The sequence below is a fragment of the Metabacillus sp. KH_069 genome (assembly GCF_057838075.1).
Genome location: NZ_CM174460.1, coordinates 4,012,096 through 4,029,341 on the forward strand (window position 1 = coordinate 4,012,096; position 17,246 = coordinate 4,029,341).

The window sequence follows — 17,246 nt, forward strand, 5'->3', positions numbered from 1 at the left end:
TTCATCCTTCCGCTTTTAGCTCTAGAATCAGATCGCGAAGCTCAGCTGCACGCTCGAAGTTCAAGCCTTTTGCAGCCTCTTTCATCTCTGCTTCCATTTGTTCGATAACCTTTTCGCGCTCTTTCTTCGTCAGCTTGCCGAGCTTTGGAACTTGTGCACCCAATTCTTCCCCATCCTCCGGTGCAATAACAGCGCGAATCGTTTCGCGAATTTTTTTCTGTATCGTTTTTGGCTCAATGCCGTGCTTTTTATTGAAAGCCTCCTGCGTTTCGCGGCGGCGTTTCGTTTCGTTCAGGGCAATTTCCATTGATTTCGTCACTTTATCGGCATACATAATAACATGTCCGTTTGAGTTCCGGGCTGCACGTCCGATCGTCTGAATCAACGATCTCTCAGATCTCAGGAAGCCTTCCTTATCTGCATCCAAAATGGCTACTAAGGACACCTCAGGAATATCGAGCCCCTCTCTCAGAAGGTTGATTCCGACCAGAACGTCATACTTCCCAAGCCGGAGTTCACGGATGATTTCAATCCGCTCTAAAGTTTTGATTTCCGAATGCAGGTAGTTCACCTTGATGCCAATGTCCTTCAGATAATCAGTCAGATCCTCTGACATTTTCTTCGTCAGTGTTGTGATAAGTACACGCTCATTGCGTTCTGTTCTTGCCTGAATTTCACCGATCAGATCATCAATCTGACCCTGGATCGGCCTTACATCAATGGTCGGATCAAGAAGTCCCGTCGGGCGGATGATCTGCTGAACCATTTCTGGTGTATGATCAAGCTCATATGGGCCTGGTGTGGCCGATACAAACAGAATGTTATTGATATGTTTTTCAAACTCTTCAAATTGAAGCGGACGGTTGTCTTTTGCTGATGGCAGACGGAACCCGTGATCAACGAGCACCTGCTTTCTTGCCTGGTCACCATTGAACATTCCTCTGATCTGGGGAATGGTCACGTGGGATTCATCCACGACAATCATGAAATCTTCCGGGAAGAAATCAAGCAATGTATATGGAGTTGAACCAGCAGGGCGAAGCGTCAGGTGTCTTGAGTAGTTTTCAATCCCTGAACAAAAGCCCATTTCCCGCATCATTTCAAGATCATAGCGGGTACGCTGTTCGAGCCGCTGAGCTTCTAGCAGCTTGCCGTTCTCATGAAGCTCTTTCAGCCGTTCATCAAGCTCCTGCTCGATATTCGTTATCGCAACCTTCAGCTTTTCCTCGCGGGTAACGAAGTGAGATGCAGGGAAAATGGAGATATGTTCGCGGTCTCCTTTGATTTCGCCCGTTAGTGCATCCACTTCTCTGATCCGGTCGATTTCATCGCCGAAAAATTCAACTCTGACGCACTGCTCGTCTCTTGATGCCGGGAAAATTTCCACAACATCTCCGCGCACTCTGAAGGTCCCTCGCTTAAAATCAATATCATTTCTTTCATACTGCACATCAACAAGTCTTCTGAGCAGCTGATTGCGTTCAATCTCCATGCCCGTGCGGAGAGAAACGACCAGGTCACGGTATTCTTCAGGCGACCCCAAGCCGTAAATGCACGATACACTCGCGATGATAATGACGTCCTTCCGCTCAAACAGCGAGGCTGTTGCGGAGTGTCTGAGCTTATCGATTTCATCATTGATGCTTGCGTCTTTTTCTATGAATGTATCAGTCTGCGGCACATAGGCCTCCGGCTGATAATAATCATAGTAGCTGACGAAGTATTCGACTGCGTTGTTTGGAAAGAACTCTTTGAATTCGCTGTATAATTGTCCCGCCAATGTTTTATTATGAGCAATAATCAGCGTCGGTTTGTTTATTTCCTGGATGACGTTTGAAACGGTAAACGTCTTCCCTGTACCTGTAGCGCCAAGAAGCGTCTGATGCTTCTTTCCTTCTTTAATGCCCTGGACGAGCTGTTTTATAGCCTGAGGCTGGTCGCCCTCTGGCTTATAATTCGAGACTAAATCAAAACGATCGCTCAACAGGAGGACCTCCATTCATATGTAATCAGTATTCATATTTTACCATAAACGAGTGAAAAATCACCAAAAATACGAACTATAGTTCGTATGTTTCGTTCGACATTTTGTATTTGATTCTATCATTATCGCCTGATTTTGCTATTTAAATGCCTGACTTATCTTTTTCAATACCTTTTTAGGAGGGATGGTAAACCGGCAGCAGCCAGGCGGTGAAAACATGAAAACGGATAAAAGTCCATTTGAGACTGATACATCAATGACACTGGGTCCGCTGTAAAACAAAAAACCCGCTCCCAAAGGGAACAGGTTTAAGTCTTAATTCGTTTTTTCGCGTCTTGTGCGCCGTGCCATTTTTGCCGCATACAAGAATCCGGCCGTAACGGATATCACATCTAAAACAATGATGATCCATGAATCCATATAGCCTTTTGTATATGCTGCAGCTAAAAGTGCAATGGTCAGGACAGTCGCTACGTAATGGTTATATGAGACCCTGGCAAACAATGTCAAAATAATAAAAGGCAGAGTCAGGGCCAAAACGGCTTTTAGTAACATGGAATCAGCTCCTGCTTACTTCTCTGAAGCAGAAAAGCTTTGATAGTCGTTTTCCTGAAGAAGATCGATCAATTCAATCTCTTTGTGATTTTCTTTAAAATGTCTGAAGGTAAAATCATTTTCAAAGAGGACTGCATATTGATCATTGCGGTCGCGTACAAGCAGGCTTCTTGAATCAAAGAAGCGTTTTTCGAATTTTTCATTGCCGATCCATCTTGGAATACGGTCGCCCATAGGAACAAATTCGATTTCTACGTTGTACTCAGCTCTCATCCGGTATTCAAATACCTCGTACTGAAGCTGTCCGACAGCGCCAAGAATGATGTCGTCCGTTGAATCCTGACGGAAATACTGGATGGCGCCCTCTTGAACAAGCTGGTCAATTCCTTTACGGAACTGCTTCGCTTTCATGACGTTTTTCACGCGTACTTTTTTGAACATCTCCGGCGGGAACTGTGGAAGCTCATCATAATGATAGCCTTCTTTTCCAACCGTTAAAGTATCGCCGATTTGATAAACGTTCGGATCATAGATTCCGATGATGTCGCCTGCGAATGCTTCATCAACTGTCTCTCTGTCTTTTGCCATAAACACCTGCGTCTGATTCAGCTTAAGCGTTTTATTCGTTCTGCTCAGCTGCACGCTCATGCCGCGCTCAAATCGTCCGGAGCACACGCGCAGAAATGCGATGCGGTCGCGGTGGGCAGGATTCATATTGGCTTGAATCTTAAAGATATAGCCTGAAAAATCTTCTGTCTCAGGAGCTATGAAGCCATGGTTTGTTCTTCGCGGCTGCGGAGGAACGGCATATTGTAAAAACACATCAAAAAATGATTTTACACCAAAGTTCGCAAGCGCACTTCCGAAGAAGACAGGTGTTAATTCTCCGCGCTTAACACGTTCAGCGTCGAACTGATTGCCGGCTTCCTCAAGCAGCTCCATTTCATCCTTTGTTTCCAAATAAGTCGGATGGCTGCCAATCTCACTTGCATCTACTTCATCTGAAGGGATGATTTCTTCCTGCTCGTTTCCTTTAAACTGTACGACGGTATGCTGTTCACGGTCGATAATGCCCAGGAAACGCTTACCCATGCCGATCGGCCAGTTCATTGGATAAGATTCAATGCCGAGTACTTCCTCAATCTCAGAAAGCAGCTCAAGCGGATCTTTTCCTTCACGGTCAAGCTTATTAATAAATGTAAAGATAGGGATGCCTCTCATGCGGCAGACTTTGAAAAGCTTGATCGTCTGAGGCTCGACCCCTTTTGTAGAGTCGATGATCATCACTACGCTGTCTACTGCTGTAAGCGTGCGGTATGTGTCTTCACTGAAATCTTCATGTCCAGGAGTGTCCAGAATGTTTACGTGGAAATCATGGTATGGAAAGCTCATGACACTTGATGTAACGGAGATTCCGCGTTTTTTTTCAATTTCCATCCAGTCGGAAGCCGCAAATTTGCCCGTCTTCTTCCCTTTAACCGTACCTGCTTCACGGATGACTTTGCCGAAATATAATAATTTCTCTGTTAGTGTCGTCTTTCCCGCATCCGGATGGGAGATGATGGCGAAAGTCCGTCTCTTTGATATTTCATTATCTATGTTCATTTACATTACCCTCACAAAGTTTACTTCGTTTGAAATATATCACATTTGGAGCAATAGAACAATTTCACTCTGGACTTTCTCCTGCTTTATACCGGCGCTGTAAAAAAGAGCACATTCACTGCAGCCATCACGACTGCGCCGATAATAATAAATGCTGTATCCTTCTTTTTCATGTTTTTTCCCTCCTTATAAATTTGTTTTCACATAGTGTATCAGGAAATTATGTCTAAACTATTAACAAAGATTGTTGTTTTTCATGGTTAATGTTGAACGTTTCTTTCCGCTCCAGTCACTTGCTTTCCGCGGGGAGGGTGGAAGCCTCCTCGGCCTTGCCTGCGGGGTCTCCCATTTCCCTCTATTTTCCCGCAGGAGTCAAGTGCCTTCCGCTACAATCCACTTTAGGTTTTAAACATTTAGTCCTAAAACAACAAAGTTTACGAAAAGAACCAATCAGAAATCATGTTTCTTATCAGGAAATTTCAGAATAAATTTGGTGCCTTGATCTTTTTGGCTGTGAATCTCAATTTCCCCCTGATGAAGGTGAACAAGCTGTTTGACAATCGATAGTCCCAGGCCGAATTCGCCAAATTGTTGGCCGGTTCTGGACATATCTACTTTGTAAAAACGCTGCCAAATTGATTCAACCTCTTTGGGATCCATTCCGATTCCTGTGTCTTCAATTTCAATAATTGTTTCCTTATACCCCTTTTTCCCGCGCAGCCAAACGGTCCCGCTCTCTGTAAATTGAATACTGTTTTTCGTTATATTGATTAAGATTTGAATGAGGCGGTCATAGTCAGCAAAAACCGTTATTTCTTCATTTCCATCAATCTTCAATTCCACCTGTTTTTCTTCTGCCTGAAAAAATAAATGTTCTTTAATGATTTCAAAAGCTTCTGTCAGCTGAATTTCTTCTTTAAAAAGCTTCACCTGATTGGAACGGATTTTTTCATAATCAAGGTTTTCATTTACAAGTCTGATGAGGCGTTTTGCTTCCTGACTAACAAGCTGAATGCCTTTATCCTTTTCAGTCTCTTCAATCATGTTGTTTTTAAGCCCTTCAATCACGCCGCTGATGGTCGTGAGCGGCGTTCTTAATTCATGAGAGACATCCGCCATGAATTTTCTTCTTCGATTCTCTAAACTTTCGATTTCCTGATTGGATTGCTTAAGCTGCTCTGCCATATTATTAAAATCATTCGCAAGCTCGCCGATTTCATCAATATTGGACGATGGCACCGAAATATCATATTTCCCTTCCGCAATCATTGAGGTCGCGTTTCTGATCCGCTGAATTCTTTTCACATGAACGTTTGAGAGAAACCAGCTTAATAAAAGCGAAATGGATAAAGAGATTAAAATGGTATAGAGAAGATAGCGGTTAATTTCGCTGATTGTTTCTCTGGATCCTTTAATCGGCGAAACAAGAAGAATCCCGCCGGAGAGATTGCCGTTCTCAAGATACGGAAGGGCAACCAAAGAAACCTCCTGGTCAAAACGCTTGATCTCATGCTTTACAACGATTCTCTCGCCAGCCTTCAGGTTCTGCCACTCTTCTTCTGTCGGCTGAAACCTTGGAGCGTTGCCTGGATAAGGGTAAAAAATCATCCCTTTATCGTCAAAAAGACTAAAACGTATGCCTCTAGCACTGAGCACGTGCTCATACTCTCTCAGCGCCCGCTCGCCCCTATTATTTTGCACGTCTGTTATGATTCTGTTGCCATACTGCTCAAGCTCTTCCACTTTGTTTTCATAAACAAAGGATTCCGCATATTGGGCTACAACAAGACTTAAAATCATAAAAGCGATAATCAGAATGCTGATATGACTTAAAAACAGCTGATAAATATACTTAATTCTCATTCGGATCTACCGTTTCATCGAATTTATAGCCCACTCCCCATACCGTATGGAAAAAGGGCCTTGTTTGCGAGCCCAGCTTTGCCCGCAATCGTTTAATATGAACATCAACCGTCCGTTCATCTCCGTAAAACTGATAGCCCCAAACACGCTCAAGCAGCTGTTCGCGCGTAAAAACCTGACGCGGGTGCTCCGCAAAATAATAAAGGAGATCAAACTCTTTAGGCGTTAAGTTTTCGACTTTTTTATTTTCAAGCAAGACTTCCCGTGTCTGCCTGCTGATTTTGAAATAAGCTGTTTCAAGACTGCCTGTCTCTTTTTTAGGCGCATGCGAAACGGAGTGCCTGCGGGATACCGCTTTAATACGCGCCATAAGAGCAAGCGGGCTGAAAGGCTTCGTTACATAATCATCCGCTCCCATCTCTAAACCAAGCACCTGATCCGACTCGCTGTCCTTTGCTGTCAGCATAATGATCGGAACCGAGCTTTTCTCTTCCCTGATTTTTCTGCAAAGAGTAACCCCGTCCATCCCCGGAAGCATCCAATCAATAATCAGCACGTCCCAGTCTTCCCGCTTATATGCATTGTAGCCTTCAAGTCCATCATTTATAAAAGCACCCTGAATGCCTTCTTTTGAAAAAAACATTTCAAGCATCGCACTGACACTTTGATTATCTTCTATAACTAGAACCTTCATATTTGCACCATCCAAAAATATGACTTTCTTTTCAAAGTAAAGTGAATTTCATCGTTTCGCAACAGTTTTCTAAATTGTTCCCTGTTTTTTAAAGGTTAAGAAATAGTTTGGACATAGTTTGTTCATTTCTGTCGCCTATTCTGTGAAAGCAAGAAAGTTGTCCTAAGTCTAATACAAAGGAGAAACAAAATGAATTTTATCAAACGCGGTTTTTTAAGTGTCAAAGCACGTGCAGGAAAAAGCCTGCTCCAAGTCTTTATTTTTACTGTCATTTGCGTGTTTGTTCTATCAGGGCTCTCGATTCAGTCAGCTGCTGAAAAATCAAGCTTGCTTGCGAGAGAATCTCTCGGAGGCGAAGTGACTCTGAATGTTGATATGGAAAAATTAATGGAACAGCAGCGGAGCCAAAGCACTGAAGGGGAAAGAGTCCGTTTTCAGCCTGTTCCCATACCAGAAGAATCAGCTGAAGAACTAACTTCCTACTCTCAAGTAAAAGGCTATAATTTCTTATCCTCTACTTTCGGAACAGCAGCGAACTTCGAGCCGATCGAAAATGAATCCACTGATACGGCAGAAACAGAAGAAGGTGGTCCGGGCGGCGGCATGGGCGGCGGACCTATGTCTGCAGCAGATATTACGCTTCAGGGTGTTATGTTTACAGATTCTGTCCAGTCCTTCTTAAACAGCGAATCTACTATAGTAGAAGGCCGTCACCTGACAGATGAAGATTTAGAGAAAAATGTAACAGTCATAGAAAAAACACTCGCAAAAGACAATGAGCTGGCAGTCGGCGATAAGGTCACTGTGCAATCAACAGCTGATGAAGAGACATCTTTAGAGCTTGAGATTGTAGGCATCTACGAAACAGCTTCTGCAGGCACAGATTTAGGCGGAAGAAACGTCACAGCTATGAATCCATACAACCTGCTTTATGTTCCTTATACAGCAGCCTCCGCTCTTAAAGGAGCAGATTACGAAGGAACCATTGATCAGGCGGTATATTACATGAATGACCCTGAGAAAATTGACAGCTTCACAGATGAGGCAAAAGAAAACAGCAGCATCGATTTTGAAACGTTCAAATTGGATGCGGACGATCAGACGTACCAGCAAATGATCGGGCCAATTAACAATGTGGCTTCTTTTTCAAAAAATGTCGTGTATTTAGTAACGATCGCCGGAGCCGTTATTTTAGGACTCATCATCATGATGTCTATTCGTGAACGCAAATACGAAATGGGCGTCCTGCTTGCGATTGGGGAAAAGAAGTGGAAGCTCGTAGGACAATTCCTGTTTGAAATCTTAATCGTCGCTGTCCTGGCTCTTGGCGTATCATCTCTTTCCGGCCAGGCCGTGGCAAAACAATTCGGGGATCAGCTGCTTTCCCAGGAGCTTACTCAGACAGAAGAAACCGCATCAAATCCAGCTTCATTTGGAGGCGGACGAGGCGGCATGGCAATGGGCGGACCGATTGGGATGCAGCAGTCTGCAGCAGAGGCAGAACCAATTGATGAGCTTCAAATTGAAGTGACCGGCAAGGATTTAGGCATCCTCTTTGGCATCGGGCTGTTAATCGCCATTATTTCAGCGCTAATCCCAGCTTTATCTGTTTTAAGACTTCAGCCGAAAACCATTTTAACGAAACAAGACTAAGGAGGAAACATCCATGACAAATCTGATGCAATTTGAAAACGTCAGCTACTGGTACCATCATGAAAATAAAAAGCATGTGATTTTGAACGGCATTTCCATTGGCTTTAACAAAGGAAGCTTCTATACCATCGTCGGTCCATCCGGATCAGGAAAAACAACCTTTCTGGCACTTGCAAGCGCACTGGACGTTGCGAAAGAAGGCTCTGTCTTATATGAAGGCAAAAACATTAAGAAAATCGGCCTTGCCAACTTCCGCAACAAATACGTATCGGTTGTTTTTCAATCCTATAACCTGCTGCCGTATATGACAGCCCTTCAAAACGTAACGACGGCTATGGAGATCACGGGATCAGCCCAGCCAAACAAAAAAGAATTTGCTTTGCAGATGCTTGAGAAGGTAGGCATTTCTGAAAAACAGGCGCGGCAAAAAGTTCTGACCTTAAGCGGCGGGCAGCAGCAGCGCGTTTCCATCGCCCGGGCGCTTTCCTGCAAGTCTGATTTAATTATTGCAGACGAGCCAACGGGAAATTTAGATGAGGACACAGCAAAAGACATCGTCCGGCTCTTTCAGGATCTGGCCCATAAGGAAGATAAATGCATCATTGTTGTCACACATGATCAAAACATCGCGGCGATCTCAGATGTGACGGTAAAGCTTTCGAAGGGCAGTTTTTATGTGCAGCAGAATCGGGAATTGGTTCATAATAAATAAAACAAGGCCGGCTCTCTATCGGAGCCGGCCTTTCGTTTTTATTTTTCTGCGATGCCAGAAAGAATCAGCTGCCATACGGCTTCAAACTCTTCGTTGATTCGCGGCGTTTCCCACTCTTTTGCGTGAAATGGGTGATGAAATTTTGCAGTCGACACGAAGATCGCAGAGGCAAGGCCACGTGCATCCCCTGCTTTAAATTCGTTCAGACTGATTCCATATTCAACAATTTCAGCTATTTGTTTTACAAGCTCCTCCACATGGGCTTGCACTATATCTACTGCTTCTTCTGCAAGTTCCGTATACACGTTAAATAATTCCGGATCCTCTAATGCTTTTGTTTGCTTGATCGTCATAAGGGTCTGGAACCATGTATGAAGCCTTTCTGCGGCGCTTGAAGATTGATGCGGAATCTCTGCAAGCGGTGATGAGACACGGTGCAGCCATCGTTCAGCAACCGCTCTTCTTAAGGCTTCTTTGCTTGAAAAGTGACGATAAACTGTACCGTGACTGACATTTAACTCTCTTGCCACATCGACTACCGTTGCTTTTTGGGTGCCAAAACGGCGAAGTACTTTTTCAGCTGTGTCTAAGATTGCTTCTGTTGTTAAAGGTTCAGACATCAGCGCTCACTATCCAGCATCTTCATTTGATCTGCCGCATATCTTTCTCCGGCAACTGCATGTGCAGGAATCGCGTTTTCAATTCTTTCTGCATCCTCGGCTGATAATTGCAGGTTCACAGCAGCAAGTGCATCCTGAAGGTGTTCTCTGCGGCGCGCTCCGATCAGCGGAATAACATCATCTCCTCTTGAAAGAACCCAGGCAATTGCAAGCTGCGCAACGTTAGCTGATTTTTCTTCAGCAATCCCTTTTAAAGCATCAACAAGCTTTAAGTTCTGATCAAGATTTTCCCCTTTGAAACGCGGGGAGTGGCTTCTGAAATCATAAGCGCTCATTGCACGGTCTTTAGACCAGGCACCGCTCAGTAAGCCTCTGGATAAAACGCCGTATGCCGAAAGGGAAATGCCAAGCTCGCGAAGTGTTGGCAAGATTTCTTTTTCAATGCCGCGGCTGAAAAGAGAATATTCAATTTGCAGCCAGCTGATCGGATGAACAGCGTGCGCACGGCGAATCGTGTCTGCACCCGCTTCTGATAACCCAATCTGACGCACATAGCCAGCTTTTACCATGTCTGCAATCGCACCGACTGTTTCTTCTATCGGAACGTTCGGATCCACTCTCGCAGGCTGATAAAGATCGATGTGATCGACTCCTAATCGCTTAAGGGTATAGGCAAGTGAATTCTTCACAGAGCGCGGACTTCCGTCAAAACCAATCCATTCTCCATCCGGAGAACGGAGCACACCAAATTTTACCGCGATGTACGCATTGTCTCTTTTACCGCCTTTAAGGGCTTCGCCTAAAAGCATTTCATTATGGCCGACACCATAAAAATCTCCCGTATCAAATAACGTAATGCCTTTTTCAAGAGCTTCGTGAATGGTGGCGATGCTCTCATTTCTGTCTGCAGCCCCGTAAAGATCTGACATTCCCATACATCCCAATCCAATAGATGATACGGCAGAACCATTTTGACCTATTTTTCGATTTTCCATATCGACACCTCCTAGTTATAAAAAAACTTTATCATGACGAATGACAAAAATCAATATTTGTCATTCGTTAATTTTCAAGCAGGAAAATTGAAAGTCAACTTCTTCGTTTTCTATAATTGGTTAGAATAGTTGTATATACACATTGAATTAAGGAGTGTTCACTTTTGAAAGCACTATTGCTTGAAGGTAAAGGCGAATGGAAAGAAATGCGCGTTGGAGAGACAGAAAAGCCTTCTCCGGGTAAAGGCGAAATTTTGATTAAAGTAAAAGCTGCCGGACTGAATCCGGTTGATTATAAAACGGCCACTGGCGGAAATCCGCTTTGGAGCTATCCTCATATTCTTGGGCTTGATGCGGCTGGGATTGTTGAAGAAACCGGTGCTGAAGTAACGAATGTACAAATAGGTGACCGTGTTGTTTACCACGGTGACTTAACAAAAAAAGGCGGATTTGCGGAATATGCAGTTACAACCGCACACACAGTTTCCATTATTCCTGACTCTGTATCTTTTGAAGATGCAGCTGCTCTTCCAACAGCCGGCTATACAGCATATCAGGCTTTATACAGAAAGCTTCGCATTACCGAGGGTGAATCCATTTTAATTCATGGGGGAGCCGGCGGTGTCGGCGGATTTGCGATTCAAATGGCAAAACGCTCAGGCCTAACTGTGTTTACAACAGCATCTGCAGCTAATCATGAATACGTTAAGTCACTTGGCGCAGATTACGCAATCGACTATAAAGAATCGGATGTCATCGCAAAAGTGATGGAATTAACAGCAGGCAATGGCGTGGATGCCGTTCTTGATACGGTAAGCCGTCAAAATGCAACAGATTCTCTTGACTGCCTCTCTTTCAACGGCAGAATTGCGTACATTGCCGGAGCGCCTGACTTTACAAAAGTGAAGCCATTTACGAAAGCTGTTTCTTATCATGAAATTGCTCTTGGCGCCGTTCATCAGTCAAATAACATCCAGCAGCAGAAGGACTTAGCTGTCATGGGTGATGACATGCTGATGCTCGTTGCTGAAAGACAGCTATCCCCTCTGCTTGAGCAGGTCATTTCACTTGAAGAAGTGCCGGAAGCATTGGTTCAGCTGTCTGAGCGCCATGTGAAAGGGAAAATAGTTGCTAGAGTGAATGATTAAAGGAAACCGGGCATTGTGTCCGGTTTTTGTTATTGCTGAAAGCTGATTACTCAGGTCCGGTCTTTGTTTTTGCTGAAACCAGGTTTACTTTCCAAATCAAGGCCGCTACTTGCCAGTTTGACCTTTTTACTGGCGAAAACTGCTAAAATACTAGCCGATCTGTCTGATTTACTTTCTTTTTTCCATTTCCCCCCTAAAAAAGATCAGTTTAACTGGACTCTCTATCAAAAAACTGCGGGGAACATGTCCCCGCAGTCTCACTTTATTATTGAATAGCTCCCTTTACTTCCTCCGTCATGCCTGCAACAGATTCAAGTCCGCCGCCTGAGAGGTACCAGTAGTCAGGATCAAGATAAATGATTTTCCCATTTTTATAGGCTTTCGTATTTTTAACCAAATCATTCTCTACTACTTGCTTCGCAGAAGATTCACCGCCGACAACTGCACCTCTATCAATTACAAATAAGTAGTCAGGATCTTTTTCTACAATGTACTCAAATGAAATGCTTTGTCCATGTGTAGATACTTCAATCTTTTCATCAGCTGGTGCAAACCCAAATTCGTCATGGATGATTCCAAAGCGTGAGCCTGCTCCGTATGCACTTACCTTGCCGTCATTTGCGAAGACAATTAACGCTTTTTCATTCCCTGCTGAAGCTTTCTCTTTAAGCGCTTTTATAGACTCTTCTACATTAGCAAACTCTTTTTCTGCTTCTTCTTCCTTGCCGAAGATCTCGCCTAATGTTGTGACATTTTCTTTAAATGATTCCATGTACTTCGTTGTGTCCACACCCATGAAAATCGTTGGGGCAATTTTGCTCATCTCTTCGTATGAATCCTGCTGTCTGCCTGAAATAATGATGAGATCAGGTTCCATTTCATTGATTTTTTCAAAGTCAGGCTCTTTTAAGCCGCCGACATTTTCGTATTTTGCATCTTCATATTTTGAAAGGTAAGAAGGAACGTTTTCCTGCGGCACTCCCTCTGCTTCAACGCCCAGTTTATTCATTGAATCCAGCGTTCCAAAATCAAAAACAACAACTTTTTCAGGGTTTTTAGGTACCTTTGTTTCGCCTAATTGATGCTTAATTGTCAGTTCTTCTTTCTCTGCGCTGGCTGTTGTTTCTTCTGCTTCATTCGATCCGCATGCTGCTGCGAACACTGCAAGCACTAAGCTTAGTGCTAAGATTAATAGTTTCTTCATCTTCTTTCACCCCTATTAGTTTTTAAAAATAAACACAAATACGATTGCCATTTATTGTTTGGATATCGATATCCATTTCATAGATCTCTTTTAAAACAGGTGATGTAATGATTTCTTCAACAGGACCTTCCTTCACGATTTTTCCGTCCTTTAACGCGACAATAAAATCGGAATAGCAGGAAGCAAAGTTGATGTCATGAATCACAATTACGACTGTTTTCCCAAGCTCGTCCACAAGCCTTCTCAGCACTTTCATGATCTGCACGGAATGCTTCATATCGAGGTTGTTCAGCGGCTCATCAAGGAGGACATATTCTGTATTCTGAGCGATGACCATGGCAATAAATGCCCGCTGCTGCTGGCCTCCGCTCAGCTGATCCAAATATTTATCCTCCATGTCCTGAAGCTCCATATATTGAATCGCCTCATCGACGTGCTTCACATCTTCGTTTGTCAGTTTCCCCTGAGAATATGGAAACCTTCCAAAGCTGACGAGGTCTCTGATTGTTAATCGGATATTCAAATGATTGGACTGCTTCAGAATCGAGATTTTTTTGGCCAGATCATTGCTTTTCCATTCTCCAATGTCTGTGCCGTCTATAAACACCTGCCCCGTATCCTTTTTAATCAACCGGCTGACCATCGACAGCAGCGTGCTTTTTCCCGCTCCGTTCGGTCCGATGAAAGAGGTGATTTTCCCTTTCTCGACCCTGACCGATACATCTTCCACTACATTTTTATTTCCATACCGTTTTGAAACCTTGCTGACTTCTACCATGATTTATTCTCCCTGAGCAGCAGATAAATAAAGTACACGCCGCCAATGAAATTGATGATCACGCTGAGTGTTGTTGAAAAGGTGAATACTTTCTCAACGATAAATTGACCGCCGAGCAAAGCAATGATGCTGATTAAAATTGATCCTGTAATCAAGTACTTGTGCTGATGGGTTTTTAAAAACTCATGCGCCACATTTGCAACAAGCAGGCCAAGGAATGTAATCGGACCAACGAGAGCTGTTGCAACGGAGACTAGAATAGCAATAATGATCAGCAGTCTTTTGACCACGCCATCGTAGTCGATCCCAAGATTTACAGCATGCTCCCTCCCAAGCGAGAGCACATCGAGGAAATGACTGAATTTCATAAAATAGACCGCAATTGCGCCTGCGATAAGAATGGCAGCAAGCAGCAGATCTGTATTTACATTGTTAAAGCTTGCAAACATCCGGTCCTGCACGATTTGAAACTCATTCGGATCGATCAGCACCTGCATAAACGAGGACATGCTTCCGAATAACGTTCCAAATACAATCCCGACTAACAGGAGAAAATGGATGTTTCTCCCTTCTCTTTTAAAAAGCAGCTGATAGAGCAGCAGGGCAAACAGCACCATTAACCCTGCAGATAAAAGAAAGTTTATATTCTTATTGGCCATCGTCATGGACTGTGAGCCAAAGACAAAGATGATGAACGTTTGAATAAAAAGATAAAGAGAGTCTAATCCAATGATGCTTGGCGTTAAGATTCGGTTGTTTGTAATCGTTTGAAAAATCATCGTCGAAAATGCGATGCAGCTTCCGGTCAAAACAATCGCCAAAATCTTGACTGCGCGTTTGGGGATTACATAATCGGGATTCCGTCCGACATCATAGAATAGGAAAACAGCCGCGAATAATACTGAGATAATAGCAAGGATGATCAGTTTTGTTTTATTATTCATAGGCCTTTCTCCTAAACAGTAAATAAATGAAAATGATGCTTCCGATCACACCGACAGTTAACCCAATCGATATTTCATACGGATAAATGATGATGCGTCCTAAAATATCACAGAACAGGATAAATACTGCACCAAGCAAGGCTGTATGAGGCAGGCTTTTTTTCAGGTTGTCTCCTAAATAAATGCTGACGATGTTCGGTATGATTAAACCCAGGAACGGAATGACGCCTGCTGTTAAAATAACGACTGTTGTCACAAGTGCTACAATAACAAGCCCGATATTGACAACCTGCTTATAATTCAGTCCAAGATTGGCTGAAAACTCTTCTCCCATTCCTGCTACCGTAAACCGGTTCGCATAGAAATAGGCAATAATGACAAGAGGAATACTTATGTAGATCAGCTCATACTGTCCTTTTACAATCATTGAAAAATCGCCCTGGAGCCACGACGACATATTTTGGATCAAATCATTTTTGTAGGCGAAAAAGGTGGTAATTGAACCGATGATGTTGCCGAACATTAAACCCACAAGCGGAATGAAGATCGTATCTTTAAATCTGATTCTCTCTAAAATTTTCATAAAAATGAACGTACCTGCTAATGCGAAAAGAAAAGCAACACCCATCTTTTCAAGCGGACTAGCCGCAGTGAAAATCATCAGCGATACTAAGATTCCCAATCTTGCTGAATCCATCGTTCCGGCCGTGGTCGGAGAGACAAATTTATTTCTTGTTAACTGCTGCATGATTAAGCCGCAAATACTCATACTTACTCCGGCAATCAGAATGCTGATGAGCCGCGGCAGTCTGCTTATCAGGAGGATTTGCACCTGGTCATCCTGCAGATTAAGAAGATCTAATGGCGTAATGTCCTTGACCCCGATGAAAAGGGAGCTTATTGATAAAATGGTCAGCGCTAAAAACAAATATCTCTTTTTCATAACGTTTCCTTACATGCATGTATTTTTGAAGCTCATTTTATGGGTATCACCTCATCCGCTCTAATAAAGATAATCATTCTCATTTAATCCTAAAAAAAAGAAGCTTTCGCTTTGTTGTTATCTTCACTTTAAATGATAATGATTTTCATTGTCATTTGTCAATATAAATTTACTTGTTTAAACAAGTATTTATGAAAAAACATTTATTTTAAGTTATTTCTGATTTTATCAAGGACTGCTAGACAGATTTCCATGTCTTGTTCACTAATCTCTGCTGAAGCATCCGCAATGGTTTGACTGGCTAATCCTTCAAGCTCTGACTGCAGATCTTTCATTGATTCAGTTAAAAAAATCAGGTTTATGCGCTTATCACTTTCGTGAGGAAGTCGTTTCACCAGCCCGCGCTTGATCATATTATCAATAAGCCGTGAAACACTTGCTTGATCTCTTTCATTAAGCAAAGCCAGCTGATTTTGCGTTTGGCCATCCTTTTCATAAAGCCTGCACAGAATTTGCCACTGCTCATATGTAACAGAATAATCTCTTAAGTTTTGATTCAAACGGCTGCAGATAAGTCTTGAAGCATGAAACAGCTTATATCCGAGTGAGTTGTCCAAATAATATTTTTTGACCATAGGTGCACACCTCTTTTTAACAGTATGTCCACAAATAATGGTAGTAGAAGATACTTGTTTATGCAAGTATTATTCAACAAAAGCGCATATATTGTTGTTTTGATGATAAATATTGCTCGTTCCTTTCCGCTCCAGGAACTTGCTTTCCGCGGGGAGCGTGGAAGCCTCCTCGGCGAGCCTGCGGGGTCTTCCATTTCGCTCTATTTCCCGCAGGAGTCAAGTTCCTTCCGCTACAATCCACTTATGTTTTTAACATCTAGTCTAAAAGCAACAAAGGTTACTAAAGAGCTTACTGAAAAAAGCAGAAAGGAAATAACATTTACTCTGCGTGCTTTATTTTAGGGACTTATCGGACAGCTCCCTTAAAACTTATTTAGCTTTTTCAAAATTCAAATCCCAGATAATCCCGAATGTATCCTTCACCTTTGCGTAAGTGGCCCCCCAGAATGTATCCTGAAGCTCCATTAAAATCGTTCCTTTTTCAAGCAGAGCACTGTAAACAGTTCTGATTTCATCCTCTGTTTCAAACTCCAGCACCAATGAAAGGTTGTTGCCAGTTTCAACGGTGTTGCCTGGAAAAGCATCTGAAACCATCAGAAGAAACTCATCTTTTTTCAAGCGGGCATGCATGATCTTATGTTCAGCCTCAGGCGGAGTTGGATAATCCGCTTCGCCATACGTCTGCATTTCAGCAATCTCGCAGCCGAAAACTCCTCTATAGTATTCCAGCGCTTCTTTCGCATTCCCATTAAACATGAAATAAGGTGTTGCTTGATGCTTCATGAACAAACACTCCTTCATAATGGATGATACTGTCATTATAGTGGACAGCTTCCAGATACTCAATCCAGTAATTATCTGAAGAATATGAAAACGTATGGAAAATGTTCACAAAGATGCGACATCTTTTTGT

Annotated in this window: 16 protein-coding genes; 3 read left to right on the top strand and 13 right to left on the bottom strand. The window is 43.0% G+C overall.

Annotated features, from left to right (window positions below; all coding sequences use genetic code 11):
* Position 1 precedes the first annotated feature (1 nt).
* The 5 genes from uvrB to AC3ISE_RS20270 all read right to left on the bottom strand — a co-directional run bounded on the left by uvrB (position 2) and on the right by AC3ISE_RS20270 (position 6,701).
* A complete protein-coding gene (gene uvrB / locus AC3ISE_RS20250; protein ID WP_489222363.1) occupies positions 2-1,984 on the bottom strand; it encodes an excinuclease ABC subunit UvrB in 1,983 nt (660 codons plus the stop codon).
* A gap of 315 nt (positions 1,985-2,299) precedes the next feature.
* Positions 2,300-2,539 carry a DUF2198 family protein gene (locus AC3ISE_RS20255; protein ID WP_489222364.1) on the bottom strand — a complete coding sequence of 80 codons (240 nt, stop codon included), beginning with the start codon at positions 2,537-2,539 and terminating at the stop codon, positions 2,300-2,302.
* 15 nt (positions 2,540-2,554) lie between these two features.
* Positions 2,555-4,144, bottom strand: a complete 1,590-nt coding sequence (locus AC3ISE_RS20260; protein WP_070876464.1) for a peptide chain release factor 3 — start codon at positions 4,142-4,144, stop codon at positions 2,555-2,557.
* Between the two features lie 450 nt (positions 4,145-4,594).
* Positions 4,595-6,007 (bottom strand): sensor histidine kinase, encoded by a 1,413-nt coding sequence (locus AC3ISE_RS20265; RefSeq protein WP_489222365.1) that lies wholly within the window; start codon positions 6,005-6,007, stop codon positions 4,595-4,597.
* Positions 5,997-6,701: a winged helix-turn-helix domain-containing protein gene (locus AC3ISE_RS20270; RefSeq protein WP_489222366.1), complete on the bottom strand. Its 705-nt coding sequence runs from the start codon at positions 6,699-6,701 to the stop codon at positions 5,997-5,999. The genes AC3ISE_RS20265 and AC3ISE_RS20270 overlap by 11 nt, the downstream gene beginning before the upstream one ends.
* A gap of 189 nt (positions 6,702-6,890) precedes the next feature.
* On the opposite strand from AC3ISE_RS20270, the gene AC3ISE_RS20275 reads away from it, so the two are divergent.
* Positions 6,891-8,354, top strand: a complete 1,464-nt coding sequence (locus tag AC3ISE_RS20275; protein WP_489222367.1) for an ABC transporter permease — start codon at positions 6,891-6,893, stop codon at positions 8,352-8,354.
* A gap of 13 nt (positions 8,355-8,367) precedes the next feature.
* The gene (locus AC3ISE_RS20280; RefSeq protein ID WP_489222368.1) at positions 8,368-9,066 is read left to right on the top strand and encodes an ABC transporter ATP-binding protein; all 699 of its coding nucleotides are present in this window, start codon (positions 8,368-8,370) and stop codon (positions 9,064-9,066) included.
* Positions 9,067-9,104: 38 nt separating this feature from the next.
* Here the strand turns inward: AC3ISE_RS20280 and AC3ISE_RS20285 are convergent, their stop codons facing one another.
* Both AC3ISE_RS20285 and AC3ISE_RS20290 read right to left on the bottom strand, forming a co-directional pair.
* Positions 9,105-9,686, bottom strand: coding sequence for a TetR/AcrR family transcriptional regulator (locus AC3ISE_RS20285; protein ID WP_489222369.1), 582 nt, complete (start codon positions 9,684-9,686; stop codon positions 9,105-9,107).
* On the bottom strand, positions 9,686-10,681 hold the full coding sequence (locus AC3ISE_RS20290; RefSeq protein WP_489222370.1) for an aldo/keto reductase: 996 nt from the start codon (positions 10,679-10,681) through the stop codon (positions 9,686-9,688). The genes AC3ISE_RS20285 and AC3ISE_RS20290 overlap by 1 nt, the downstream gene beginning before the upstream one ends.
* A 164-nt stretch (positions 10,682-10,845) precedes the next feature.
* Here AC3ISE_RS20290 and AC3ISE_RS20295 point away from each other — a divergent pair, with 164 nt between their 5' ends.
* Positions 10,846-11,829 carry a zinc-binding dehydrogenase gene (locus tag AC3ISE_RS20295; RefSeq protein ID WP_489222371.1) on the top strand — a complete coding sequence of 328 codons (984 nt, stop codon included), beginning with the start codon at positions 10,846-10,848 and terminating at the stop codon, positions 11,827-11,829.
* 265 nt (positions 11,830-12,094) lie between these two features.
* Here AC3ISE_RS20295 and AC3ISE_RS20300 read toward each other — a convergent pair whose 3' ends face one another.
* The 6 genes from AC3ISE_RS20300 to AC3ISE_RS20325 all read right to left on the bottom strand — a co-directional run bounded on the left by AC3ISE_RS20300 (position 12,095) and on the right by AC3ISE_RS20325 (position 17,116).
* Positions 12,095-13,033, bottom strand: a complete 939-nt coding sequence (locus AC3ISE_RS20300) for a siderophore ABC transporter substrate-binding protein (RefSeq protein ID WP_489222372.1) — start codon at positions 13,031-13,033, stop codon at positions 12,095-12,097.
* Positions 13,034-13,055: 22 nt separating this feature from the next.
* The gene (locus tag AC3ISE_RS20305) at positions 13,056-13,811 is read right to left on the bottom strand and encodes an iron ABC transporter ATP-binding protein (RefSeq protein WP_489222373.1); all 756 of its coding nucleotides are present in this window, start codon (positions 13,809-13,811) and stop codon (positions 13,056-13,058) included.
* Positions 13,805-14,755: an iron chelate uptake ABC transporter family permease subunit gene (locus AC3ISE_RS20310; protein ID WP_489222374.1), complete on the bottom strand. Its 951-nt coding sequence runs from the start codon at positions 14,753-14,755 to the stop codon at positions 13,805-13,807. Before AC3ISE_RS20310 ends, AC3ISE_RS20305 begins: the two co-directional genes overlap by 7 nt.
* The gene (locus AC3ISE_RS20315) at positions 14,748-15,698 is read right to left on the bottom strand and encodes an ABC transporter permease (RefSeq protein WP_489222375.1); all 951 of its coding nucleotides are present in this window, start codon (positions 15,696-15,698) and stop codon (positions 14,748-14,750) included. The genes AC3ISE_RS20310 and AC3ISE_RS20315 overlap by 8 nt, the downstream gene beginning before the upstream one ends.
* Before the next feature lie 203 nt (positions 15,699-15,901).
* Entirely contained in the window at positions 15,902-16,333 is a 432-nt protein-coding gene (locus tag AC3ISE_RS20320; protein WP_489222376.1) for a MarR family winged helix-turn-helix transcriptional regulator, read from the bottom strand.
* A gap of 369 nt (positions 16,334-16,702) precedes the next feature.
* Positions 16,703-17,116: a VOC family protein gene (locus AC3ISE_RS20325; protein WP_489222377.1), complete on the bottom strand. Its 414-nt coding sequence runs from the start codon at positions 17,114-17,116 to the stop codon at positions 16,703-16,705.
* Between the last annotated feature and the right edge of the window lie 130 nt (positions 17,117-17,246).